The sequence below is a fragment of the Oleidesulfovibrio vietnamensis genome, assembly GCF_055388115.1.
This window is the reverse complement of record NZ_AP042419.1, coordinates 1,209,785-1,226,319: the sequence shown is the minus strand read 5'-3', so window position 1 is coordinate 1,226,319 and position 16,535 is coordinate 1,209,785. Positions and strand designations below refer to the sequence as shown.

At 56.6% G+C, this 16,535-nt stretch carries 25 protein-coding genes and 1 other RNA gene; all 26 read left to right on the top strand.

Annotated features, from left to right (window positions below; all coding sequences use genetic code 11):
- The 26 genes from ACZ5D1_RS05330 (at position 1) to ACZ5D1_RS05205 (ending at position 16,533) form a co-directional block, all read left to right on the top strand.
- Positions 1-705, top strand: a complete 705-nt coding sequence (locus ACZ5D1_RS05330; RefSeq protein ID WP_011369071.1) for an AAA family ATPase — start codon at positions 1-3, stop codon at positions 703-705.
- Entirely contained in the window at positions 702-1,316 is a 615-nt protein-coding gene (locus ACZ5D1_RS05325; RefSeq protein WP_011369072.1) for a hypothetical protein, read from the top strand. Before ACZ5D1_RS05330 ends, ACZ5D1_RS05325 begins: the two co-directional genes overlap by 4 nt.
- Positions 1,309-1,512 carry a hypothetical protein gene (locus ACZ5D1_RS05320; protein ID WP_011369073.1) on the top strand — a complete coding sequence of 68 codons (204 nt, stop codon included), beginning with the start codon at positions 1,309-1,311 and terminating at the stop codon, positions 1,510-1,512. The genes ACZ5D1_RS05325 and ACZ5D1_RS05320 overlap by 8 nt, the downstream gene beginning before the upstream one ends.
- Before the next feature lie 8 nt (positions 1,513-1,520).
- Positions 1,521-2,033, top strand: coding sequence for a host-nuclease inhibitor Gam family protein (locus tag ACZ5D1_RS05315; RefSeq protein WP_011369074.1), 513 nt, complete (start codon positions 1,521-1,523; stop codon positions 2,031-2,033).
- A 9-nt stretch (positions 2,034-2,042) separates the two neighbouring features.
- The gene (locus tag ACZ5D1_RS05310; RefSeq protein ID WP_011369075.1) at positions 2,043-2,315 is read left to right on the top strand and encodes a helix-turn-helix domain-containing protein; all 273 of its coding nucleotides are present in this window, start codon (positions 2,043-2,045) and stop codon (positions 2,313-2,315) included.
- A 19-nt stretch (positions 2,316-2,334) separates the two neighbouring features.
- On the top strand, positions 2,335-2,622 hold the full coding sequence (locus ACZ5D1_RS05305; RefSeq protein ID WP_011369076.1) for an HU family DNA-binding protein: 288 nt from the start codon (positions 2,335-2,337) through the stop codon (positions 2,620-2,622).
- A gap of 12 nt (positions 2,623-2,634) precedes the next feature.
- Positions 2,635-2,710, top strand: an RNA gene (locus ACZ5D1_RS05300) — hammerhead ribozyme type II.
- Between the two features lie 3 nt (positions 2,711-2,713).
- A complete protein-coding gene (locus tag ACZ5D1_RS05295; protein WP_049753897.1) occupies positions 2,714-3,166 on the top strand; it encodes a hypothetical protein in 453 nt (150 codons plus the stop codon).
- Positions 3,163-3,621, top strand: a complete 459-nt coding sequence (locus tag ACZ5D1_RS05290) for a regulatory protein GemA (RefSeq protein WP_464556144.1) — start codon at positions 3,163-3,165, stop codon at positions 3,619-3,621. The genes ACZ5D1_RS05295 and ACZ5D1_RS05290 overlap by 4 nt, the downstream gene beginning before the upstream one ends.
- Positions 3,618-3,950, top strand: a complete 333-nt coding sequence (locus tag ACZ5D1_RS05285) for a hypothetical protein (RefSeq protein ID WP_464556142.1) — start codon at positions 3,618-3,620, stop codon at positions 3,948-3,950. Before ACZ5D1_RS05290 ends, ACZ5D1_RS05285 begins: the two co-directional genes overlap by 4 nt.
- A gap of 8 nt (positions 3,951-3,958) precedes the next feature.
- The gene (locus ACZ5D1_RS05280; protein ID WP_464556141.1) at positions 3,959-4,393 is read left to right on the top strand and encodes a helix-turn-helix domain-containing protein; all 435 of its coding nucleotides are present in this window, start codon (positions 3,959-3,961) and stop codon (positions 4,391-4,393) included.
- 110 nt (positions 4,394-4,503) lie between these two features.
- The gene (locus ACZ5D1_RS05275; RefSeq protein ID WP_464556139.1) at positions 4,504-5,190 is read left to right on the top strand and encodes a hypothetical protein; all 687 of its coding nucleotides are present in this window, start codon (positions 4,504-4,506) and stop codon (positions 5,188-5,190) included.
- Positions 5,183-6,334: a helix-turn-helix domain-containing protein gene (locus tag ACZ5D1_RS05270; protein WP_464556138.1), complete on the top strand. Its 1,152-nt coding sequence runs from the start codon at positions 5,183-5,185 to the stop codon at positions 6,332-6,334. Before ACZ5D1_RS05275 ends, ACZ5D1_RS05270 begins: the two co-directional genes overlap by 8 nt.
- An 86-nt stretch (positions 6,335-6,420) precedes the next feature.
- Positions 6,421-6,918 carry a D-Ala-D-Ala carboxypeptidase family metallohydrolase gene (locus tag ACZ5D1_RS05265; RefSeq protein ID WP_011369084.1) on the top strand — a complete coding sequence of 166 codons (498 nt, stop codon included), beginning with the start codon at positions 6,421-6,423 and terminating at the stop codon, positions 6,916-6,918.
- 3 nt (positions 6,919-6,921) lie between these two features.
- Positions 6,922-7,530, top strand: a complete 609-nt coding sequence (locus ACZ5D1_RS05260) for a 3TM-type holin (protein ID WP_011369085.1) — start codon at positions 6,922-6,924, stop codon at positions 7,528-7,530.
- Positions 7,530-7,856 (top strand): DUF2730 family protein, encoded by a 327-nt coding sequence (locus tag ACZ5D1_RS05255; protein ID WP_011369086.1) that lies wholly within the window; start codon positions 7,530-7,532, stop codon positions 7,854-7,856. Before ACZ5D1_RS05260 ends, ACZ5D1_RS05255 begins: the two co-directional genes overlap by 1 nt.
- Positions 7,853-8,149 (top strand): VpaChn25_0724 family phage protein, encoded by a 297-nt coding sequence (locus ACZ5D1_RS05250; protein ID WP_011369087.1) that lies wholly within the window; start codon positions 7,853-7,855, stop codon positions 8,147-8,149. Before ACZ5D1_RS05255 ends, ACZ5D1_RS05250 begins: the two co-directional genes overlap by 4 nt.
- 4 nt (positions 8,150-8,153) lie before the next feature.
- Positions 8,154-8,750 carry a hypothetical protein gene (locus tag ACZ5D1_RS05245; protein ID WP_011369088.1) on the top strand — a complete coding sequence of 199 codons (597 nt, stop codon included), beginning with the start codon at positions 8,154-8,156 and terminating at the stop codon, positions 8,748-8,750.
- A gap of 12 nt (positions 8,751-8,762) precedes the next feature.
- Complete coding sequence (locus ACZ5D1_RS05240) at positions 8,763-10,235, top strand: hypothetical protein (protein ID WP_011369089.1); 1,473 nt, start codon at positions 8,763-8,765, stop codon at positions 10,233-10,235.
- A gap of 10 nt (positions 10,236-10,245) precedes the next feature.
- Positions 10,246-11,817, top strand: coding sequence for a phage portal protein family protein (locus ACZ5D1_RS05235; RefSeq protein ID WP_011369090.1), 1,572 nt, complete (start codon positions 10,246-10,248; stop codon positions 11,815-11,817).
- Positions 11,807-13,087: a PBECR2 nuclease fold domain-containing protein gene (locus ACZ5D1_RS05230; RefSeq protein ID WP_011369091.1), complete on the top strand. Its 1,281-nt coding sequence runs from the start codon at positions 11,807-11,809 to the stop codon at positions 13,085-13,087. Before ACZ5D1_RS05235 ends, ACZ5D1_RS05230 begins: the two co-directional genes overlap by 11 nt.
- 155 nt (positions 13,088-13,242) lie before the next feature.
- A complete protein-coding gene (locus ACZ5D1_RS05225) occupies positions 13,243-14,136 on the top strand; it encodes a hypothetical protein (protein WP_011369092.1) in 894 nt (297 codons plus the stop codon).
- 11 nt (positions 14,137-14,147) lie between these two features.
- Positions 14,148-14,504, top strand: a complete 357-nt coding sequence (locus ACZ5D1_RS05220) for a hypothetical protein (protein WP_011369093.1) — start codon at positions 14,148-14,150, stop codon at positions 14,502-14,504.
- 3 nt (positions 14,505-14,507) lie between these two features.
- Positions 14,508-15,497, top strand: a complete 990-nt coding sequence (locus tag ACZ5D1_RS05215; protein ID WP_011369094.1) for a major capsid protein — start codon at positions 14,508-14,510, stop codon at positions 15,495-15,497.
- Positions 15,498-15,610: 113 nt separating this feature from the next.
- The gene (locus ACZ5D1_RS05210) at positions 15,611-16,042 is read left to right on the top strand and encodes a DUF1320 domain-containing protein (RefSeq protein WP_011369095.1); all 432 of its coding nucleotides are present in this window, start codon (positions 15,611-15,613) and stop codon (positions 16,040-16,042) included.
- Positions 16,042-16,533 (top strand): phage virion morphogenesis protein, encoded by a 492-nt coding sequence (locus ACZ5D1_RS05205; RefSeq protein WP_011369096.1) that lies wholly within the window; start codon positions 16,042-16,044, stop codon positions 16,531-16,533. Before ACZ5D1_RS05210 ends, ACZ5D1_RS05205 begins: the two co-directional genes overlap by 1 nt.
- Positions 16,534-16,535: the final 2 nt, after the last annotated feature.

Sequence of the window (16,535 nt, the reverse complement as noted above, 5' to 3'; positions counted from 1 at the left end):
ATGAGGCGAGACGTATTCATAGAAACCCGCAACGTGATGGATTTCCGCCAGAAGGTAAGAGCGCTGGAAGACTTCTCCGGTGAGCCGGGCTTCGCGCTTGTTTTCGGGCAGGCCGGACGGGGCAAAACTGAAACTGCGCGTCATTACCACGCCATGAACGGCGGTATCTTTCTCCGGGTCATGCAGGGCTGGTCGCAGTGCGCTTTTTTACAGGAGTTGTGTTTTCAAGTCTGCGGCCTGCGCCCCCGGTCTTCAGCAACCTGCAAGGCTAAGATTATTGAGGCGCTGGATAGCATGCCGCAGACACTATTCGTTGATGAGGCGGACCGCCTGCACGTCGATCGCGTAGAAGACCTGCGTGACGTCTTTGACCTGACAAGTTCCACAGTGGTGCTCATCGGCGAACAGGAATTGCGCGGTTTGCTCAGCACCCGCCGGAGAATCTGGAGCCGTGTGAAGCAGGTTGTGGAGTTTGGCCCTGTTGCGGAGGAAGACGTCGCTATTTTGGGGGATGAAGCTGCCGGGCTGGATATTGCTCCGGAAGCCTGCTCACAAATTGTTCGCCTTGCTGACGGCGACTTCCGTCTTGTGTGGAGCTTTATCCACCAACTCGAATTAACGGCCAAGACACACGGAATACAACAGATAAACACAGAACTTGTGGCTCGCGTCTCCAAGCTGGTGGCTAGCTGGAGGCAACAATGAGCGGTGGAAAAATGGCTGATTTGCGCGAAGCTGCCCGCAACCTCGGTAAGGGCGGAGCCGTATTTTCCAACATCATGCTGTATCAGGCGCTGGGCGGGGTAGATCAACCGGCGAAGGACCGGATCAGACGTCGCGCTGTGTCACTTGTGACATCGGGGGAGCTCATCAGAGTCGGTCGCGGACAGTATCGCTATAACGCCAAGGCCGCACCGGCGAGGAGTGGCGAACTCATCACCCGTATGTGGCGGGCCGTAAAATCCGCCAAGTCCGGTTTCAGCACACAGGATTTAGCAAGGATTTCCGGAGCCGGATATAGTCATGCGCTGCGCTACATGCGTCATCTTGAGAACGACGGGTATCTGCGCACCTGCGGACGGAACGGTAACACCATATTGTACAGAGCGACGGAAAAGGCCCGTAATCAGGTGCACGCCTATCAACCGCCCCGTCAGTTACGCGATCCTTTTGAGAACGAAAAAGAGCAGGTGCACGAGCTTGTCAGCCTGTTCATGCTTCGGGATTTATACCAGCCCGCTGTCCGAAAATCAGTGGTGGCGTGCTGCAAAAACATACTGGCCCGCTTCGAGCGGCAGGAGGAATCCGATGAGTGAAACCGCCCGTACCACAAACAACAGAGGATACGTACTGGAAAGTGCGTTGGCCCGCGACATGCTCAGCCAGTTGGCAGCCGCCAAGGCAGCCATTCAAAGCGGCGACCGCGAAGCTGGAGTGGAACACATTAATATTGCAATGGACTACGTGGCCGATGTGGACGCCCTGGCGACGCAAGTCATCCATGTCCGGTAGGAGGAAGAATGGCCCGGAAGAAACCCGCCCCCGTAATCATCATTGATCTGCAGCAAGCCGAAGGCGCAATGGCAGAGATTGCCGAACTGGAACGGACAATCTCCACCATTGAGAACCAGATGAACGAAGTTATTGATAACGCCCGAACACGGGCTAAGGAGGCCAGCGCCGAATGGATCGCGCGGCGCAACGAACTCGGCAATGCGTTGGCGGTCTTTGCCCAGCATCATAAGGGTGACCTTTTCGCCAAGCGCAAGTCCATGGATCTCGGCTTCGGCACTATCGGTTTTCGTCAGTCCACCAGCCTGAAAACCGAGCGCAAGGTGACTGTGGAGATGGTGCTGGAACGATGCAGAAATTATGGTTTTAGCGACGCCATTCAGACTAAGGAAAGCCTCAATAAGCAGGCTATGCACGACTGGCCGGATGAGCGCCTGGCAACCGTAGGCATGGTGCGGCAGGTCAAAGATGATTTCTTCTATGAAATCCACAAGCAGGATCTTGATACGCAGGCTGCGTAAGGAGGCTGTATGACTGCGGCATTTGAGCGGATTATGGCTGAATTGGGCATTGTGACGCAGACGCAGCTGTCGAAGGAGCTCGGCATCAACCAGGCTAGCGTAAGCATCGCCAAGCGTTCCGGCGATATCCCGCCCCGCTGGCTCCTGACCCTGCTGCGCAAATATCACCTGAACCCGGACTGGGTCATGACCGGACTTGGCCCTAAGTTCAGCGTGCCGGCTGACTACGCCGAGGCGGAAGTCCAGACCATACGGCGACCGGACTTTCATCTCGGATTTTAACCCTCCAAGGAAAGACAACATGACAAAGGCAGAACTCGAAATGGCTGTGGTTGAAGTGCTTGCACTCAATGGCATTAAGGCAACCCATAAAGCCGTCGCAGACGTGATCAGCGCTACCCTCGACGTTATTACCGGTGAGCTGGCAGGAGGCGACCCTGTCAGGCTCACCGGCTTCGGGGCATTCAAGGTCACCCGCCGGACCGCCCGGATAGGCCGTAACCCTAAGACAGGAGAGCCTGTCGAAATTCCGGCCAGTACCGGTGTGAAGTTCAGTCCCGGCAAAACGTTGAAAGAGGCCCTGAACTGACCAAAGTCAGTGATGCGAAACCGTCCTCCGTGCGGGAGCGGAGGCGGTCGTCCGGCGGTGGCGCGTCGGACCTGATGAGCAGCCAAGCTAAATGAGAAACACCGAAATGGCAGAACATCGCAAATTTACTCATGCAATTTGCGTCAAAACCGACGCAAAAACGGAAGCGAAATACGAGCTTTTCCCCGCGGAGCAGTGGGACGGTCCGGCAGGTTGCTTTCGCATACGGTACAATCGCTGCTGGCTCGATAAGGTAATGGGCACGGCTCGTTATATGCCTCCGAAGCAACTTGGGGCATTGATTGCCAGCGCTATCACCGGAGAACCTTTCGACATGCCGGAACCCACCCTTCCTAAAGGTACACTCGTACGCGTCCGCCGCGTTCCCGCTGATCCCTTAACCTGCCAGCGTGTCTTTACCAAGACAGACCCTTGGCGTGGCTGGGATGGCCGCTGGTATGTACAGGTACGTATTTATGGCCGGGGCGATGTCATGATGCCTGTAGAGCAATGTGAAGTTATCCTCAACAAGGAGAAACAATGAGCCGCATAGCCGAAATCAGAAAAATCCAGCTCGGTAAGCGCCTGTTGGGATTGCATAAGGATGATGTGGCTTACCGGGGCATGTTGAATAACATGTTCGGGGTCTCCAGCGCGGCGGATTTGGATGCCAAACAGCGCTATCGCCTGATCCGTCACATGGAAGAACTCGGAGCGCAGTTTTCCAGCAAGGGAAAAACCAACCCCGGGCAGCCCCGGCAGAATGGCGATAATTTTTATGTCATTCCCGACAACGTCCCTTATGCAAACCAGAAGCGCTACATCCTCGTACTCTGGAAGGCTCTGGGGTGGAGCCTGAAAGGAATCGACACTCGCATGCGTAAACAATTCGGTCTGGACAGTCTTGTGTGGGTGCAAGACCAGGCGCAGTTACAGACCATCACCAAGGACCTGCAGAACCGTTGCCGAAAGGCTGGAATTGACCCGGATAACGCATGATGCAGGATACAGAACCGCTGGAGCTCGCTCAGGAAATCACTTCCCGGTATCGCACCGTACACCGGTTCTGCAAAGCCCATGGAGAGCTCAATCGATCCACGGTCTACATGGTGCTCAAAGGCTGCTACCCCGGCAACACAGAGTGCCAGCTGGAACGAATACGAGCAGCCTTGCGGGGCGAAGTCAGTCTTGAGGAACGGGCCTGTCAGGCAATACGGGAGACAGCATGCGCAAGGTGTACCGTCACTAATCAGGGATGCCGTAGATGCGAAACGCTTTTTAGAGCGCTGGCCCGCGCCGTGGCCGCCGCTATTTCAAACCACACATGAGGTGCAGCATGAATGCAACCCTGTGCAGAACGCTCAAAAAGATGTTTGACGATGGGTTCCGTCAGTACGCCGGAGAGATTGATTCGCAGGTTTACGAACAGCTTGGCTGCAAGGATGCCTCGCGGGCCTATTGGATTTGCCGCTGGCCTATCCTGCATTGTCTCGGTTGCAACAGGCGTTGCACTCCTAAGGCCCCCACGGGCTTTCAGGTGCCGTTGGTGACAGTATCGCCGTCCACAAATAAAGATTTCTCGCTCACTCCCGAAGAACTTGTCGCGGCCAAGGCCCTGTTGCGTATTGATGAAGCAGCGTACTGCCTGAATGTCTCAGAACGCACAGTGCGTAGGCTAGTTGATGAGGGGGTGTTGGTTCGGCATGTTCGGCAACCGGTGCGAGTGACTGCGGAGAGCGTGAGGGAGGAGATGCAGCGCGTAGAATTGTGACAGCTTAATTTTTTTTCATAAAAATGAGTCAAACTTGACATTCATCCCCAAAAAGAGCATGGTAGTTAAAAATAAAATGCGTAGCGAGGTTTTAAATGCCACGAAGCATCTTGACACAGGTTGAATTTAAGGACAGATCGCACGTCCCAGATGTTCCCCGGTGTGTTGTCGACCTTATCAAAAGGACAGTTTTGCCCGAGATTGAGGCCGCTGTTGATTTCGCCTTAGAAACATACCACCGAGATCGTTACAACAGTATGTATGTATTGGGTACGGTTTTGTGGGGTAATTTAGCAGAAAGGCTTAAAAAACTTGCTGGGCATAATTGGAAACTAAGTACATATTCAAATGATATTATCATTTCAACGGAGTACGATGGAACAACCTATTCCTTTAGAGTACTAAAAGTTCACCCTGAAACAAGAATACCCAACGGTAAGTCGGCAAAAGAAGAACGCATACTACTTCTTACTGGGTTAGATAAGTTTTTTTGCGAAAGACACTCAACATGTCTAAACATTGGATATGATGTGTCGCTTGCGCTGGGGCTTGGCAGTGTTACAATCGATATGCTTTGGGATCATGCACAGGTATGCATGGCAACCACACTGGAAGTCCTTCGTACCCCCAATGAAATAGACCTCGCCAATGTCTATGCTGTAGCTCCTATCGGAGCGATGCATGTGGAAGACGCAGGATACGAGGTCCCAAGCACAGCGAACGAAGCGCCAGTAGAAGACGAGCTTCCAGACACAACAAGAGAAGTGCCTATTGTTAGGATAAAGAAGAATGAATAAGTCGTCACTACCAGCACATGTTTATTTGCAGAATTTTAATCCCGCGAGGCTTACGCACGCTCGTGAGTTACGCGGTTTAACAAAAAAAGCCCTTGCCGAGCAAGTTGGTAAGACTCCAAGTGCGTTGACGCAGTATGAATCTGGTGGAGTCAAGCCAGAGCTCGCAACATTTAATGCTCTTGCTCTTGCTCTTGGGGTGCCTCCGGCCTTTTTTGCAAAGCAGGAGCATCATGGCGTGGGAATAGAGGATTGCCACTTTAGAGCAAAAAGAAATGTATCTCAGGCGTTAAGACGAGAGGGCTATAGATACGGGATAGAAGCAAGTAGTTTTTTCTCCTTTTTTGAACGACAAGGAGTGCTATTTCCTGAAGTCAATGTGCCTAGGGGTGACGATGAACGTCTACCTCATAAAGTTGAACAAATCGCTAATGACGTTAGAAGGCATTGGGGGATGGGGGATGGTCCAATACACAACCTTCTAAACATCCTTGAAGCCAAAGGTATTTTTATTGTTCTTCTTCCTGGAGATACCGGTGGAATAGATGCTTTTAGTTTCTGGTTGAATGAGAGGCCTTACATTTTTCTGTCAATGAATGTGCCCGCAAGCAGACTAAATTTTGACCTTGCTCACGAACTCGCTCATCTCGTCATGCACGACGGGATAGAAACAGGTGATTCTGAAACGGAAAATGCCGCACACAGGTTTGCAAGTGCTTTTTTAGCTCCGGCAAAGTCATTTTCAAGAGAATGTAGTTCCAGATGGAATTATGAAATTTTCTCGGACTTAAAAAAACGTTGGAGGATTTCAAAACAAGCTGCACTTTTTAGAGCTAGACAATTAAATATTATCTCCGAATCTAGCTTTAGGTGGGGGATGATTGATCTCGGGAAACGCAATGAACGTACGACTGAAAAAGATGAATTTTCGAAAAGCTACCCATTATTATTCCGGCAAGCCATTGATGTTCTAGACGGCACACTAACTCTACAAGAGATGTCGGATGATCTTGGTGTCTATCCTTCTGCCGTTGAGCGGTTCTTTGCAGACCAATATGTACCCAATGAAACCATCAGCAAACTGCAAATTCCTTATGAGCAACAAAAAACGGTGTTCAACTTGATCCGTTTAAAGGATGAAAACTAGCCTTTCTGACACCTCTGTCCTCATTTCCCGACTACTAACTAAATCCCCTATACGCTGCATGACATCACACTCTTATGGAGGATGTCATGCAGCGTATTTCTTTGTCCCCCAATTTCTTCCTCGACGAATTCACCCGGAGTCAGACCGCTGAGCGGTTTGGCCACCCCATCGAAGTGGAGCTCGGCTCCACGGTTTTCAACAATCTTCGGTTCCTTTGCCTGACCCTGCTGCAGCCCATACGGGAAGCGCTGGGGCCTATCACCATTTCCAGCGGCTACCGGCCTAAGTGGCTCAATGACCACATTGGCGGTTCCCCCTCCTCCGATCACCTCACCGGCCTTGCGGCGGACATTATCGTTCCCGGTCGCAGTCCTCTTGATGTGGCGCGGTTCATCAGCAGCCAGAACCTTGGCTACAAGCAGCTGATCAACGAGCATAACCGCTGGGTACACATCGCTTCCCCCGGTCCTGACACTATGCCGCGTCGACAGGAGCTCACCATCTGGCACAACGGCCAGCAGAACCTGACTACGAATGGCCTGCATTCCGTGACGGAACTGCGGGAACAGGCATTGAGGGGGTAGCGTATGGGACTCCTCAACATTGGTAAAAATCTGCTCAAGCTTATTCCGGGTGTCGGGCAGGTTGTCAGCCTGATCGATACCGTTGGTGACATTGCCGAAGCTGTCGGCGGTGACACCGGCAAGAAGATCAAGGACGGCCTCTCCATGGTCTCCGATGGTCTGGACGAGGCCGGAGCACAGCCTCTTACCCCTGAGCAACGTACCCGGCTGGAACTTGCTGGCCAGCGCCATAAGGAGCGCATGGCGGAAATCGAACTCTCCGACATTGAGGGAGGCCGGGGGCTTGCCAAGGCGGAACTTGCCTCACAGGACGAGTACGTCCGCCAGACACGTCCCAAGCTGCTTCGCATCTATGCATGGGGTTTTCTGCTCCTGTGCTTTATCGCCGTTCCGCTTGTGGTAGCGGCCTGCGTATGGGGTGGCCTGACTCCCGCCAGTGCAGACGTCATAACGTATGTGGTCTGCTGGCTCATCGGCACCATAGGCACTACCTTCGCCGCCATGTTCCGCTCGTACACGGGGCAGCGCACTGCTGAAAAAATGGCAGAAGCGGGAATGCAGCCCGAAGGGCTTATGGACAAGCTCGCCAAGCTGCGACGTGGAGGCCGCTGATGGAAATCAACTGGGACCTTCTCAATTTCCTGCTACGTCTCGCTCAAATTCTATTCGTCCCCCTGGCCATGTGGCTGATCAAAGAAATCTGGTCCCTGCGTAAGGATGTCATAGAGCTGCGAAGCCGCGTGAAGGCCAATGAAGAAAAGCTGGATTGCGCGCCGGACAGCAAGGCCCTGCATAATCTCGCGCTGGCCATCGAAGGGCTACGCGGTGATGTCCGCGCCACCAATGAAAAACTTGGTGGTGTGGAGCGTGTTGTGGACAAACTGGACCGCGTTCTGGAGCGGCAGGAAAGTTATCTGCTTAATGGAGGAAGCAAGTGAGTTATTCGGAACATGTAACGGAACATCTGCGCATCACCATTTTGCGCTTGCTGGATGAATCGCCTGCCATGCGCTCTAACGAAAGCCTAATTGCTGATGCCGTGGGTGAATACGGTTTCGCCCCCAGCAGGGACAAAATGCGTACAGAACTGGCGTGGCTTGCTGAACAAGGCCTTGTAACGCTGGATGGAGATTCCTGCCTTGTGGCCACCCTTACCGCCAGAGGCGAAGACGTGGCCAAGTGCCGCGCCACCGCGCCGGGTGTCAAGCGTCCCAACATGAGCCGGGGCTAGTACCATGGGCACCATTCAACGCGGGCGTGAACATCAGCCGGAAACAGTCTGGAAGTCGCAGGAACTCTACTGCGTGGCCCGCTTGTCTTACCGGGAGGTCGCCAAGGAAGTCGGTGTCGCCGAATCTACGCTCAAGCGGTGGTCAGAGAAGTACGGCTGGCGCAAAAAGCGGGACCGTATCGCACAGGCCGAGGCGGAACTTCGTGCGGACACCATCATGGCCCGGTCGGTCATGCTGAAGAAGTTGATCGATTCGAAAGATGCCCAAACCGGCTTTGCCGTGGCCTCGCTGGAATCTCTGGCCATGCGACAGGCCGAAGCGGAACGCGCGGGCAAGGCTCTGGAAGCTGCCACCCGAAGTGAAAAACGCCCCATCCGCACCGCCGGAGACGCCGTCAAAGCCCTGCGTGAAGCCATTGAAACCAAGCTGGCCATGCTGCTTGCCTCGCCGGAGGATATTGACTTCAAGGCCGTAGCCGACGTGCAAAAGGCACTGAAGCTGGTGACAGAGATGGAAGCTGCAGCCAGGCCCGCGGAAGATACCACCAAGACCAAGGGGCTCTCCGCTGATCTGGAAGCCCGTATCCGCGAGATATTGTAGGGGGATCATCTGATGGCCAAGCTGCTGCCGTACCAGAAGCGTTGGATCAACGACCGCGCCCCGGTCAAATTCTGGGAGAAATCCCGCCGTATCGGCGCCTCGTGGGGCGATGCCGCGGACAGCGCCCTTGTTGCCTCCAAGGTCAAGGATGATGGCGGTATGTCCACATACTACCTCTCCTACAACAAAGACATGACCAGGCAGTATGTGGCCGATGTGGCGGGCTGGGCCAAGAAGTTCAACCTTGTTGCCGGAGAACTGGAAGAAATCGTGCTGGCGGATGAGGACAAGGACGTCACCATTTATCAGGTCCGGTTCGCTTCCGGTCATGTGGTGCAAGGCCTTTCGTCCAATCCTTCAAACCTGCGCTCCAAGCAGGGCCGGGTGCGGATAGACGAAGCCGCGTTCGTAGAGGACCTCGGCGAACTGCTCAAGGCCGCCATCGCGCTCACCATGTGGGGCGGCGACGTGGCCGTAATCTCCACACACAACGGCGAAGATTCCGAGTTCAACCAATATATTCAGGATATCAGGGCGGGAAAACGGGAGTACTCTCTGCACCGCACCGACCTTGATGATGCGTTGGCCGAAGGGCTGTACAAAGCCATCTGCTCGGCCAAAGGCCTGACGTGGAGCGTGGAAGCGGAGATCCGATGGCGGCAGAAGCTTATTGCCGATTATGGCGATGGCGCGGACGAGGAACTCTTCTGCGTCCCCAGCCGCTCAAGCGGCAATTGGCTAAGCCGCAACCTTATTGAACCTTGCATGAGTGCCGAGATCCCCGTGCTGCGTTGGTCTCCTCCCACGGCGAACTTCGTGGACTGGCCACTGGACCGGGCCTACCGCGAGGTGCAGGACTGGTGCGAAGGCGAACTCCGCCCCCTGCTGGATAAGCTCCACCGTGAATATGTTGGGTGCCGTCATTTCTTCGGTGAAGACTTCGGCCGTTCCGGTGACCTGACCGTCGATGTTCCGCTTCTCGAACTGGAGAACCTTTCCCTCGTTACACCGTTCCTGCTGGAACTCCGCAACGCCCCGTACCGCACACAGGAACAGATGCTGGCCTACTTTGTAGACCGCCTGCCGCGCTTTTCCGGTGGGGCGCTGGACGCACGCGGCAACGGGCAGGCCCTCGCGGAATACGCCCGGCAGCGGTACGGCCCGGAGCTGATCCAAGAGGTGATGCTGTCACAGGGCTGGTACCGGGAGCACATGCCCCCGCTCAAGGCCCGGCTGGAAGACCGCACCATACTGCTACCCAAGGATGCCGGAGTGCTGGACGATTTACGCGGCATCAAGGTGTTCAAGGGCATTGCACGCCCGCCGGAGGCCAGCATCAAGGGCAAAGATGGGCAACGTCACTGCGACAGCGCTGTGGCACTGGCTTTGGCCCTGTATGCCTGCAACAGCATCGAAGCCGGTGAGGAGTGGGCCTGTGCAACCGCTGGTGGTGGAATGGCCCGCAGAATGACGCACGGATACTAACGAGGATTACATGAAGACACCCGTATTGTACGGACCTGATGGGTCCGTGATTGATTTTTCCAGCGCCGCCGATCGCGCTGCACTGGGAGAGCAACTCGCCACCCGCCGCAATGCCCTTGGCGGTTTTGATCTTGGTGCAGCATTGGGCTGGCTGCCGGACCCTGATCCGGTGCTCCGTAAACGTGGGGACAGCGTTCACGTATTGGAAGACCTTATGGCCGATGATGAGGTCACACAGGCTATTCAGTCCCGCAAGCTCAAGACCTTGAACCGCCGCGAGTATCGTTTTTCTCCGGGGGCCGCCAATGGGGAGGAGCCCACTGCACAGGCCGAACGGCTGTGCGACGATATTGTCCGGGACTTTGAGCAATTGGACATGGATGTGCTGATCAGTGGCATTCTCGATGCGCCGTACTTCGGCATGACGCCCATAGAACTTGTGTTTGTCCCGGATGGTGGACGGCTTCGCCTGGTCGCGGCTGACCCAAAACCGGTGGAGTGGTTTGCCTTCGATGATGACAACCGGCTCATGTTCCGGGGTGAGTTCTTTACGCAGGCCCGGCCGGTGCACCCGTATAAGTTTGTGCTGGCCCGCCATTTTCCCACCTACAAGAATCCGTATGGGCTGCGTCTCCTGTCCCGTTGCCTCTGGCCTGTGGCCTTCAAGCGTGGCGGCATCGAATTCTGGTGCCGGTTCACGGAGAAATACGGGCAGCCGTGGCTGCTCGGCACCGCCCGCGCCGGTGCCACACAGCCTGAGATCAACCGCATGGCCGCCGACCTTGCCGCCATGGTGCAGGACGCTGTTGCCGTCGTGCCAAACGGGGCCAAGGTGGAAGCCGTGGAGTTTTCTGCCAAGGGTGGTTCCCAGCACCTTGAATTCATCACCCACTGGGACAAATCCATCAACAAGGTGATCAAGGGGCAGACCCTGACCAGCGATGTGGGGAACGGGCACTCCAACGCGGCCACGCAGACCCATTACCAACTACTTGGCGATTATTCTGATGCTGACGCTCTCATGGTGGAAACCGCCATGAACAATATCGCGTGGGCCTATATGCAGGTCAACGCGGCGGGCGAATTTGCGCCTCTCTTCGGTTACGTGGAACCTGATGACTACGCCGCGCAGGCTGAATTGGACACCAAGCTGAAGAATCTCGGTGTGCGGTTCAAGAAAACCTATTTCGTGAGGACCTATGATCTCACGGAAGATGAGTTCGAGCTGGATGGCGAACCAGAAGACGCGCCGAATCACAAAGAACCCAACGCCACTGCAGCCGGAGACACGAACTTTGCCGAGCACGATACGGCAGGCAATCCGGACCCGTATCAACAAGCTTTAGATGCCTTCGTGAAAACGAGCCTGCCGGAAGCTGCCAAGCGAAATGAGAAATTCATGGCCGAGGTCAAGACTGTGCTGCAGGCCGCAGAATCGTGGGAGGACTTGCAGCTCATGCTGGCGGAGCTGCTCGGCAAGTCCATGGACGAGGATGAGCAAGCCGCTTTCATGGGCGACCTGTTGACCAATGCGGACCTCTTCGGCCGTTACGCCATGCAGAGCAAGTCCGATGACCGTTGAGCCTGTAGCGCTGCCCCCCAAAGAGGCCCTTGCCTATTGGCAGGACAAGGTGTCCGTCACCCCGGAGGTGTTCAAGAACCTTTCCGGGCAGGCCCGCGCACGTGCCTTCGCCGTGTCGGGGCTGTCCCGGCAGGACCAGATAGCCGCCGTGCAACAGGCTGTCCATGAAGCCATGGCCAACGGGGAAACTCTCAAAGACTTCAAGGGGCGTATGGACGCCGTACTGGAGGGAGCCAGGCTGCCGCGCTGGCGGCTGGAGAACATCTACCGCACCAACGTACAGAGCGCCTACATGGCCGGGCGTTATGCACAGATGCAGCGTACCACGGCTTTGCGTCCCTACTGGCGCTATGTGGCCGTGGCCGACAAACGCACCCGCCCGGATCATTTGGCGCTGCATGGGCTTGTCTATCCCCACGATCATAAATTCTGGAGCACCTATTATCCACCCAACGGCTTCGCCTGCCGCTGCACAGTGCAAACGCTTTCTGAGCGGCAGGCCAAGCAAAGCGGTGTGGAAATCCAGAAGGATATGCCGGACCTCATTGAGCCGGTGGACCCGCGCACAGGCAATCGTCTTCCGGCCCGTCGCCCGGTGCCCGATGCTGGCTTTGCGGGAAACGTGGGGCAAGACTGGTTACATGGACTCGCACCTTCGGAACTGGACGCCAAGATCAAAGACCTGCCTCTTCCCACGCTTTGCCGCACCGGCGGCACATCCTTTGCCGATCCACAAGCCGGTGCCCCGTGCAGGCCGCCACTGGCCTCATTGGCCAAGCGCCACATCCTGCCGGTTACGGCAAAGGACATTCTGCCCGGGGGCCTGAAGGCGGAAGAGTATGTGGCTGCCTTCCTCAAAGAGTTCAACCTTGCCGATATCAATGCCAGCGCTGTGCATACGATTCCGGGCGGTATCCCCGTCGTTATCGGCAAGGGATTGTTTATCGACAAGAAAACAGGCGGTTGGAAAGTGCTGAAGAGTGGCCGTGAGCAATATCTGAAGCTGTTGGCCAGAACTGTCAAAGAACCGTGGGAGGTCTGGCAGGTGCCAGCGGAGGTGGCAGGAAAGCCTATGCCGGTGTTGCGGCTGATCAGGCTGTTCCGGGATGAGGAGGAAGCCAGGATTGGGGGCTTTGCCGTGTTCAATCTGGTGCGGGGCCGTGAATGGCAGGGAGCCACCACCTTTACCCCCAAGCTCGGCAACGAAGCTGCCATGCTCAAATACATGGAGCGCCAGCGGCAGGGAGCGCTGCTGTATCGCGAGCCCTAAAAAAACAATGGCCCGGAAGAACCGGGCTTCCGAGCCTGCGACACCCTTGCTTCTACCCTCACCCGGACGAGGTTCAGGGTACGCCGCATGAACTATCTGCTTATAGAATACGCCCGCCATTCCGGCGAGTCAACCAACCCCCAAGGAGAAACGCCATGAAATGGACCAAGATAGGCCGCACCGGCCTGCATACCGCCATGTCCGGCCAGCAGGTGCAACTGACGGAGGCAGACTTCGACAAAGTCGTGGCCGCCTATAACCCCAAGGACCACGAAGCCCCGCTGGTGCTGGGCCATCCTGCGAACAACGGCCCGGCTTTCGGGTGGGTGAATCGTCTCAAACGTGAAGGGGAATATTTATTGGCACAGTTTGCCCAGGTTCCCGACAGCCTGAAGAAAGCCGTGGATAATGGCCACTATAAAAAGGTCAGCATGAGTCTCTACCCGGATGGAACCCTCCGGCATGTCGGCCTGCTCGGAGCGACCCCGCCAGCTATCAAAGGCTTGGGCGATATCAACCTCGGCTCCGGGGAAGACACAACTGAGATTCACTTCGACTTTTCGGAGACGCCGGGGCAACCGGCACCAAACCAGCCGGGTATCACCGGCACGGAGAACACAATGGGCGACAAGGAACTCATTGAAAAACTGAAGGCGGACAACGCCCGGCTGGAAAAGGAAAAGGCCGATGCCGACAAGTCCGCAGCCGATGCCAACAAGGCCAGGGAAGCGGCAGAAAAGAGCTTCGCCGAGGCACAGGCGGCAAAGGCCAAAGAGGCCCGCACGGCCAAGGTTGATGCCCTGATCAAGGATGGCAAAGTGCTGCCCGCGGAAAAAGACCGCATCCTCGCGTTTGCAGAGCGCCTTGGCGGCAAGCCCGGCGATGAAATCTGCTTCAGCGAGGGCGAAGGAAAGAAAACCGTTGAAGATCACTTCTTCAACTGGCTTGAAGGGCGCCAGGCCCACGGGCTGTTTGAATTTTCTTCGCCCGATCAGAAGCCCGGCGGTGAAGAAACCGTCAACACCAGCGGCCTTGCCGCCAAGTTCTAGGGGAATAAACCATGAGTGTACATGATGCAGTCATGCGTACCAGCCACACGGTCGTCAGTGTCACGACCGGTACCGGTCCGCACATTGAACGCGAATACCCCAAGCAGGCCGCTGCCGTCATCCCCATGGGCGCAGTCGTCGCTTTGGATGCGGGAAAAGCCGTCATCTATGACCCTGCGGCTGACCCCGCGCAGACTGTCAAAGGCGTGGCCACCTGCAATGCGGCAGGTACCGACCCCGGCATCTCCCTGTGCGTGCTGGGCCGCGTCCGCGCCGACCTGCTCACCGTGTCCGGCGGCGCTGCACCGGATGCCGCAACCCTCGTCAAACTCGAAGAGCGCCACATCTACGCTGAGGAGAGTGTGTAGCCCATGTTTGATCTGAAGCCGTATTTTACCGCAGCTCGTATCGCCAGGCGGTTCGAGGCCGCTCCGCCTCTGACCACTACGGTCATGGACCTGCTGTTCCCGGCGGACGTGCGGGCGAACTATGAATCCCCCGTCATTCCTGTCTCCGACATCAAGCAGGTTGTAGGTGCCGTGCCGGTTGTGCGCCGTGGCAGTGCGTCCATTCCCTTGCGTGGCGAAGATACTGAGACCTCCTACATCGAACCCCTGCCGGTGCGTATCCATGACGAGCTGAGCGCCGTGGATCTTAACAACCTCAAGATCGCCAGCCCCACCACGCTGGAGCAGTGGTCCAATCGCAAGCAGCTGGCTCTGCGAAGGGCGGCCCGCCTCACGTCGGAAGTTCTCTGCGCTCAGGCCGCCTTCGATGGCCGGATTGCTTATCCTCTGCTGCAGTCCAACGGCTCTTTCACCACGTATCAGGTGGATTACGGAGCTCCGCTCGATCATGCCTTGGCAGCCGCTGAGAAATGGGACCATGCCGATGCGAGTCTCATGATTGTGTACGAATTGTTGGAAGACATGGCCACGGACCTCGACAAGGCCGGGTATGGCGGTTCCAAGATCACGTTTGCCGGGAGACTGGCTTTTTCCACGGTGCTCAAGCTCATTGAGGCCACCGACAAGCCCAAAATTCCCGTTCTGGTGGAAAAGGACGGCTCCATCTCGCTTGGTGGTCACACCATCCGCAAGATGGCCGAAACCTACTATGACCCGTCCACCAAGACCACCAAGCCAAAGCTGGCCGACAAGGAAGTCCGCATGATTGCCACCGGCAATACGGCCTTCTTCTACGGCCCCGTGGACGATCTGGACGCCAACCTGCACGCCATGCCCATGTTCATCAAGCCCATCAAGCGGGACAACCCTTCCGGCATCCTGCTGGTCGGCGAATCCAAGCCGCTGCCGGCTGTCGCCCCCGAGGCCACGGTCAAGGCCACCGTCCTCGCGTAATCCCCCACTGTGCGAAGACCGCTCCAGAGGGCCTGAACAAGGCCCTCTGGATGTCGGGCCGAGTCGAACCTGTAACACTAGTTCAAAACTAGTTCAAAACGCCCGGAACAAGCATGTACTGCGAACGAGACGACCTGCACGACTACATTCCTGCCGCGTATCTGGATGCGGCAGACAAGGTAACGCCCGGCATCGTGGGACGAAAGATCGCCAGCGTGTGTGGTGCCATCGACGATGCCCTTCGCCGTCATTACGTGCTGCCTCTCGTCACAGTGCCTGAAACCATCAAGCGCATGGCGGCTGTCATGGCGGCGTATGAAGCTATCGGCGGCATAACGGCGGTGAAGGACGACACCAACGCAGGCAACAAGCTGCTGGTGCTGCAGGATCTCTATAAGCAGGCCCGCAAGGACTTGGCTCTGATCCGGGATGACAAGCTGGAGCTGGGGCTGGATGAGCTGGGGCTGGAACCTTCGACAGGGGCCAACGGCACCCTGGCCGTGGTGACGCGTCCGGCAACACTGAACCTCAAGGGGTGGCGCTGATGGCTGGTGCATCCTTCTCCATGCCCATGGACGGCCTGATGCGGGCCGTGGATGCGGGCATATCGCATGCCCAGCGCACCCAGCAGCTGGCCGAGGCTATCGGCGAGGCGCTCGTTTCCAGTACGCACCAACGTTTTGAAGATCAGGAGCGCCCGGACGGTTCCAAATGGGAGCCATCACTCCGGGCCGGGAACGAAGGCGGCGTTACCCTGACGGACAAGGGAACTCTCAAAAAATCCATAGGGTACGCAGCCAGTCCGGCCAAGGTCACGATCGGCACCAGCATGAAATATGCGGCCATCCATCAGCGCGGGGGAACCATCAGGGGCAAGAAAGGCAAGCTCAAGTTCCCGTTGCCGGGTGGCGGCTTTGCCCAGGTTGATCAGGTAACGATACCTGAGCGTACCTACCTCGGCCTGTCCGGGGAAGACGTCAAGGAAGTGCGAGAGATGATGGTGCAGCACATGCGCCAGGCCCTGCTGGGTGGATGACA

Excerpts from the sequence above, each read along its gene's own strand:
- ACZ5D1_RS05295 (WP_049753897.1), top strand. The coding sequence starts at position 2,714 with ATGAGAAACACCGAAATGGCAGAACATCGCAAATTTACTCATGCAATT.
- ACZ5D1_RS05305 (WP_011369076.1), top strand. The coding sequence starts at position 2,335 with ATGACAAAGGCAGAACTCGAAATGGCTGTGGTTGAAGTGCTTGCACTC.
- ACZ5D1_RS05235 (WP_011369090.1), top strand. The coding sequence starts at position 10,246 with ATGAAGACACCCGTATTGTACGGACCTGATGGGTCCGTGATTGATTTT.
- ACZ5D1_RS05220 (WP_011369093.1), top strand. The coding sequence starts at position 14,148 with ATGAGTGTACATGATGCAGTCATGCGTACCAGCCACACGGTCGTCAGT.
- ACZ5D1_RS05255 (WP_011369086.1), top strand. The coding sequence starts at position 7,530 with ATGGAAATCAACTGGGACCTTCTCAATTTCCTGCTACGTCTCGCTCAA.
- ACZ5D1_RS05240 (WP_011369089.1), top strand. The coding sequence starts at position 8,763 with ATGGCCAAGCTGCTGCCGTACCAGAAGCGTTGGATCAACGACCGCGCC.
- ACZ5D1_RS05290 (WP_464556144.1), top strand. The coding sequence starts at position 3,163 with ATGAGCCGCATAGCCGAAATCAGAAAAATCCAGCTCGGTAAGCGCCTG.
- ACZ5D1_RS05315 (WP_011369074.1), top strand. The coding sequence starts at position 1,521 with ATGGCCCGGAAGAAACCCGCCCCCGTAATCATCATTGATCTGCAGCAA.
- ACZ5D1_RS05265 (WP_011369084.1), top strand. The coding sequence starts at position 6,421 with ATGCAGCGTATTTCTTTGTCCCCCAATTTCTTCCTCGACGAATTCACC.
- ACZ5D1_RS05245 (WP_011369088.1), top strand. The coding sequence starts at position 8,154 with ATGGGCACCATTCAACGCGGGCGTGAACATCAGCCGGAAACAGTCTGG.
- ACZ5D1_RS05270 (WP_464556138.1), top strand. The coding sequence starts at position 5,183 with ATGAATAAGTCGTCACTACCAGCACATGTTTATTTGCAGAATTTTAAT.
- ACZ5D1_RS05280 (WP_464556141.1), top strand. The coding sequence starts at position 3,959 with ATGAATGCAACCCTGTGCAGAACGCTCAAAAAGATGTTTGACGATGGG.
- ACZ5D1_RS05215 (WP_011369094.1), top strand. The coding sequence starts at position 14,508 with ATGTTTGATCTGAAGCCGTATTTTACCGCAGCTCGTATCGCCAGGCGG.
- ACZ5D1_RS05205 (WP_011369096.1), top strand. The coding sequence starts at position 16,042 with ATGGCTGGTGCATCCTTCTCCATGCCCATGGACGGCCTGATGCGGGCC.
- ACZ5D1_RS05260 (WP_011369085.1), top strand. The coding sequence starts at position 6,922 with ATGGGACTCCTCAACATTGGTAAAAATCTGCTCAAGCTTATTCCGGGT.
- ACZ5D1_RS05210 (WP_011369095.1), top strand. The coding sequence starts at position 15,611 with ATGTACTGCGAACGAGACGACCTGCACGACTACATTCCTGCCGCGTAT.
- ACZ5D1_RS05285 (WP_464556142.1), top strand. The coding sequence starts at position 3,618 with ATGATGCAGGATACAGAACCGCTGGAGCTCGCTCAGGAAATCACTTCC.
- ACZ5D1_RS05310 (WP_011369075.1), top strand. The coding sequence starts at position 2,043 with ATGACTGCGGCATTTGAGCGGATTATGGCTGAATTGGGCATTGTGACG.
- ACZ5D1_RS05230 (WP_011369091.1), top strand. The coding sequence starts at position 11,807 with ATGACCGTTGAGCCTGTAGCGCTGCCCCCCAAAGAGGCCCTTGCCTAT.
- ACZ5D1_RS05330 (WP_011369071.1), top strand. The coding sequence starts at position 1 with ATGAGGCGAGACGTATTCATAGAAACCCGCAACGTGATGGATTTCCGC.
- ACZ5D1_RS05320 (WP_011369073.1), top strand. The coding sequence starts at position 1,309 with ATGAGTGAAACCGCCCGTACCACAAACAACAGAGGATACGTACTGGAA.
- ACZ5D1_RS05225 (WP_011369092.1), top strand. The coding sequence starts at position 13,243 with ATGAAATGGACCAAGATAGGCCGCACCGGCCTGCATACCGCCATGTCC.
- ACZ5D1_RS05325 (WP_011369072.1), top strand. The coding sequence starts at position 702 with ATGAGCGGTGGAAAAATGGCTGATTTGCGCGAAGCTGCCCGCAACCTC.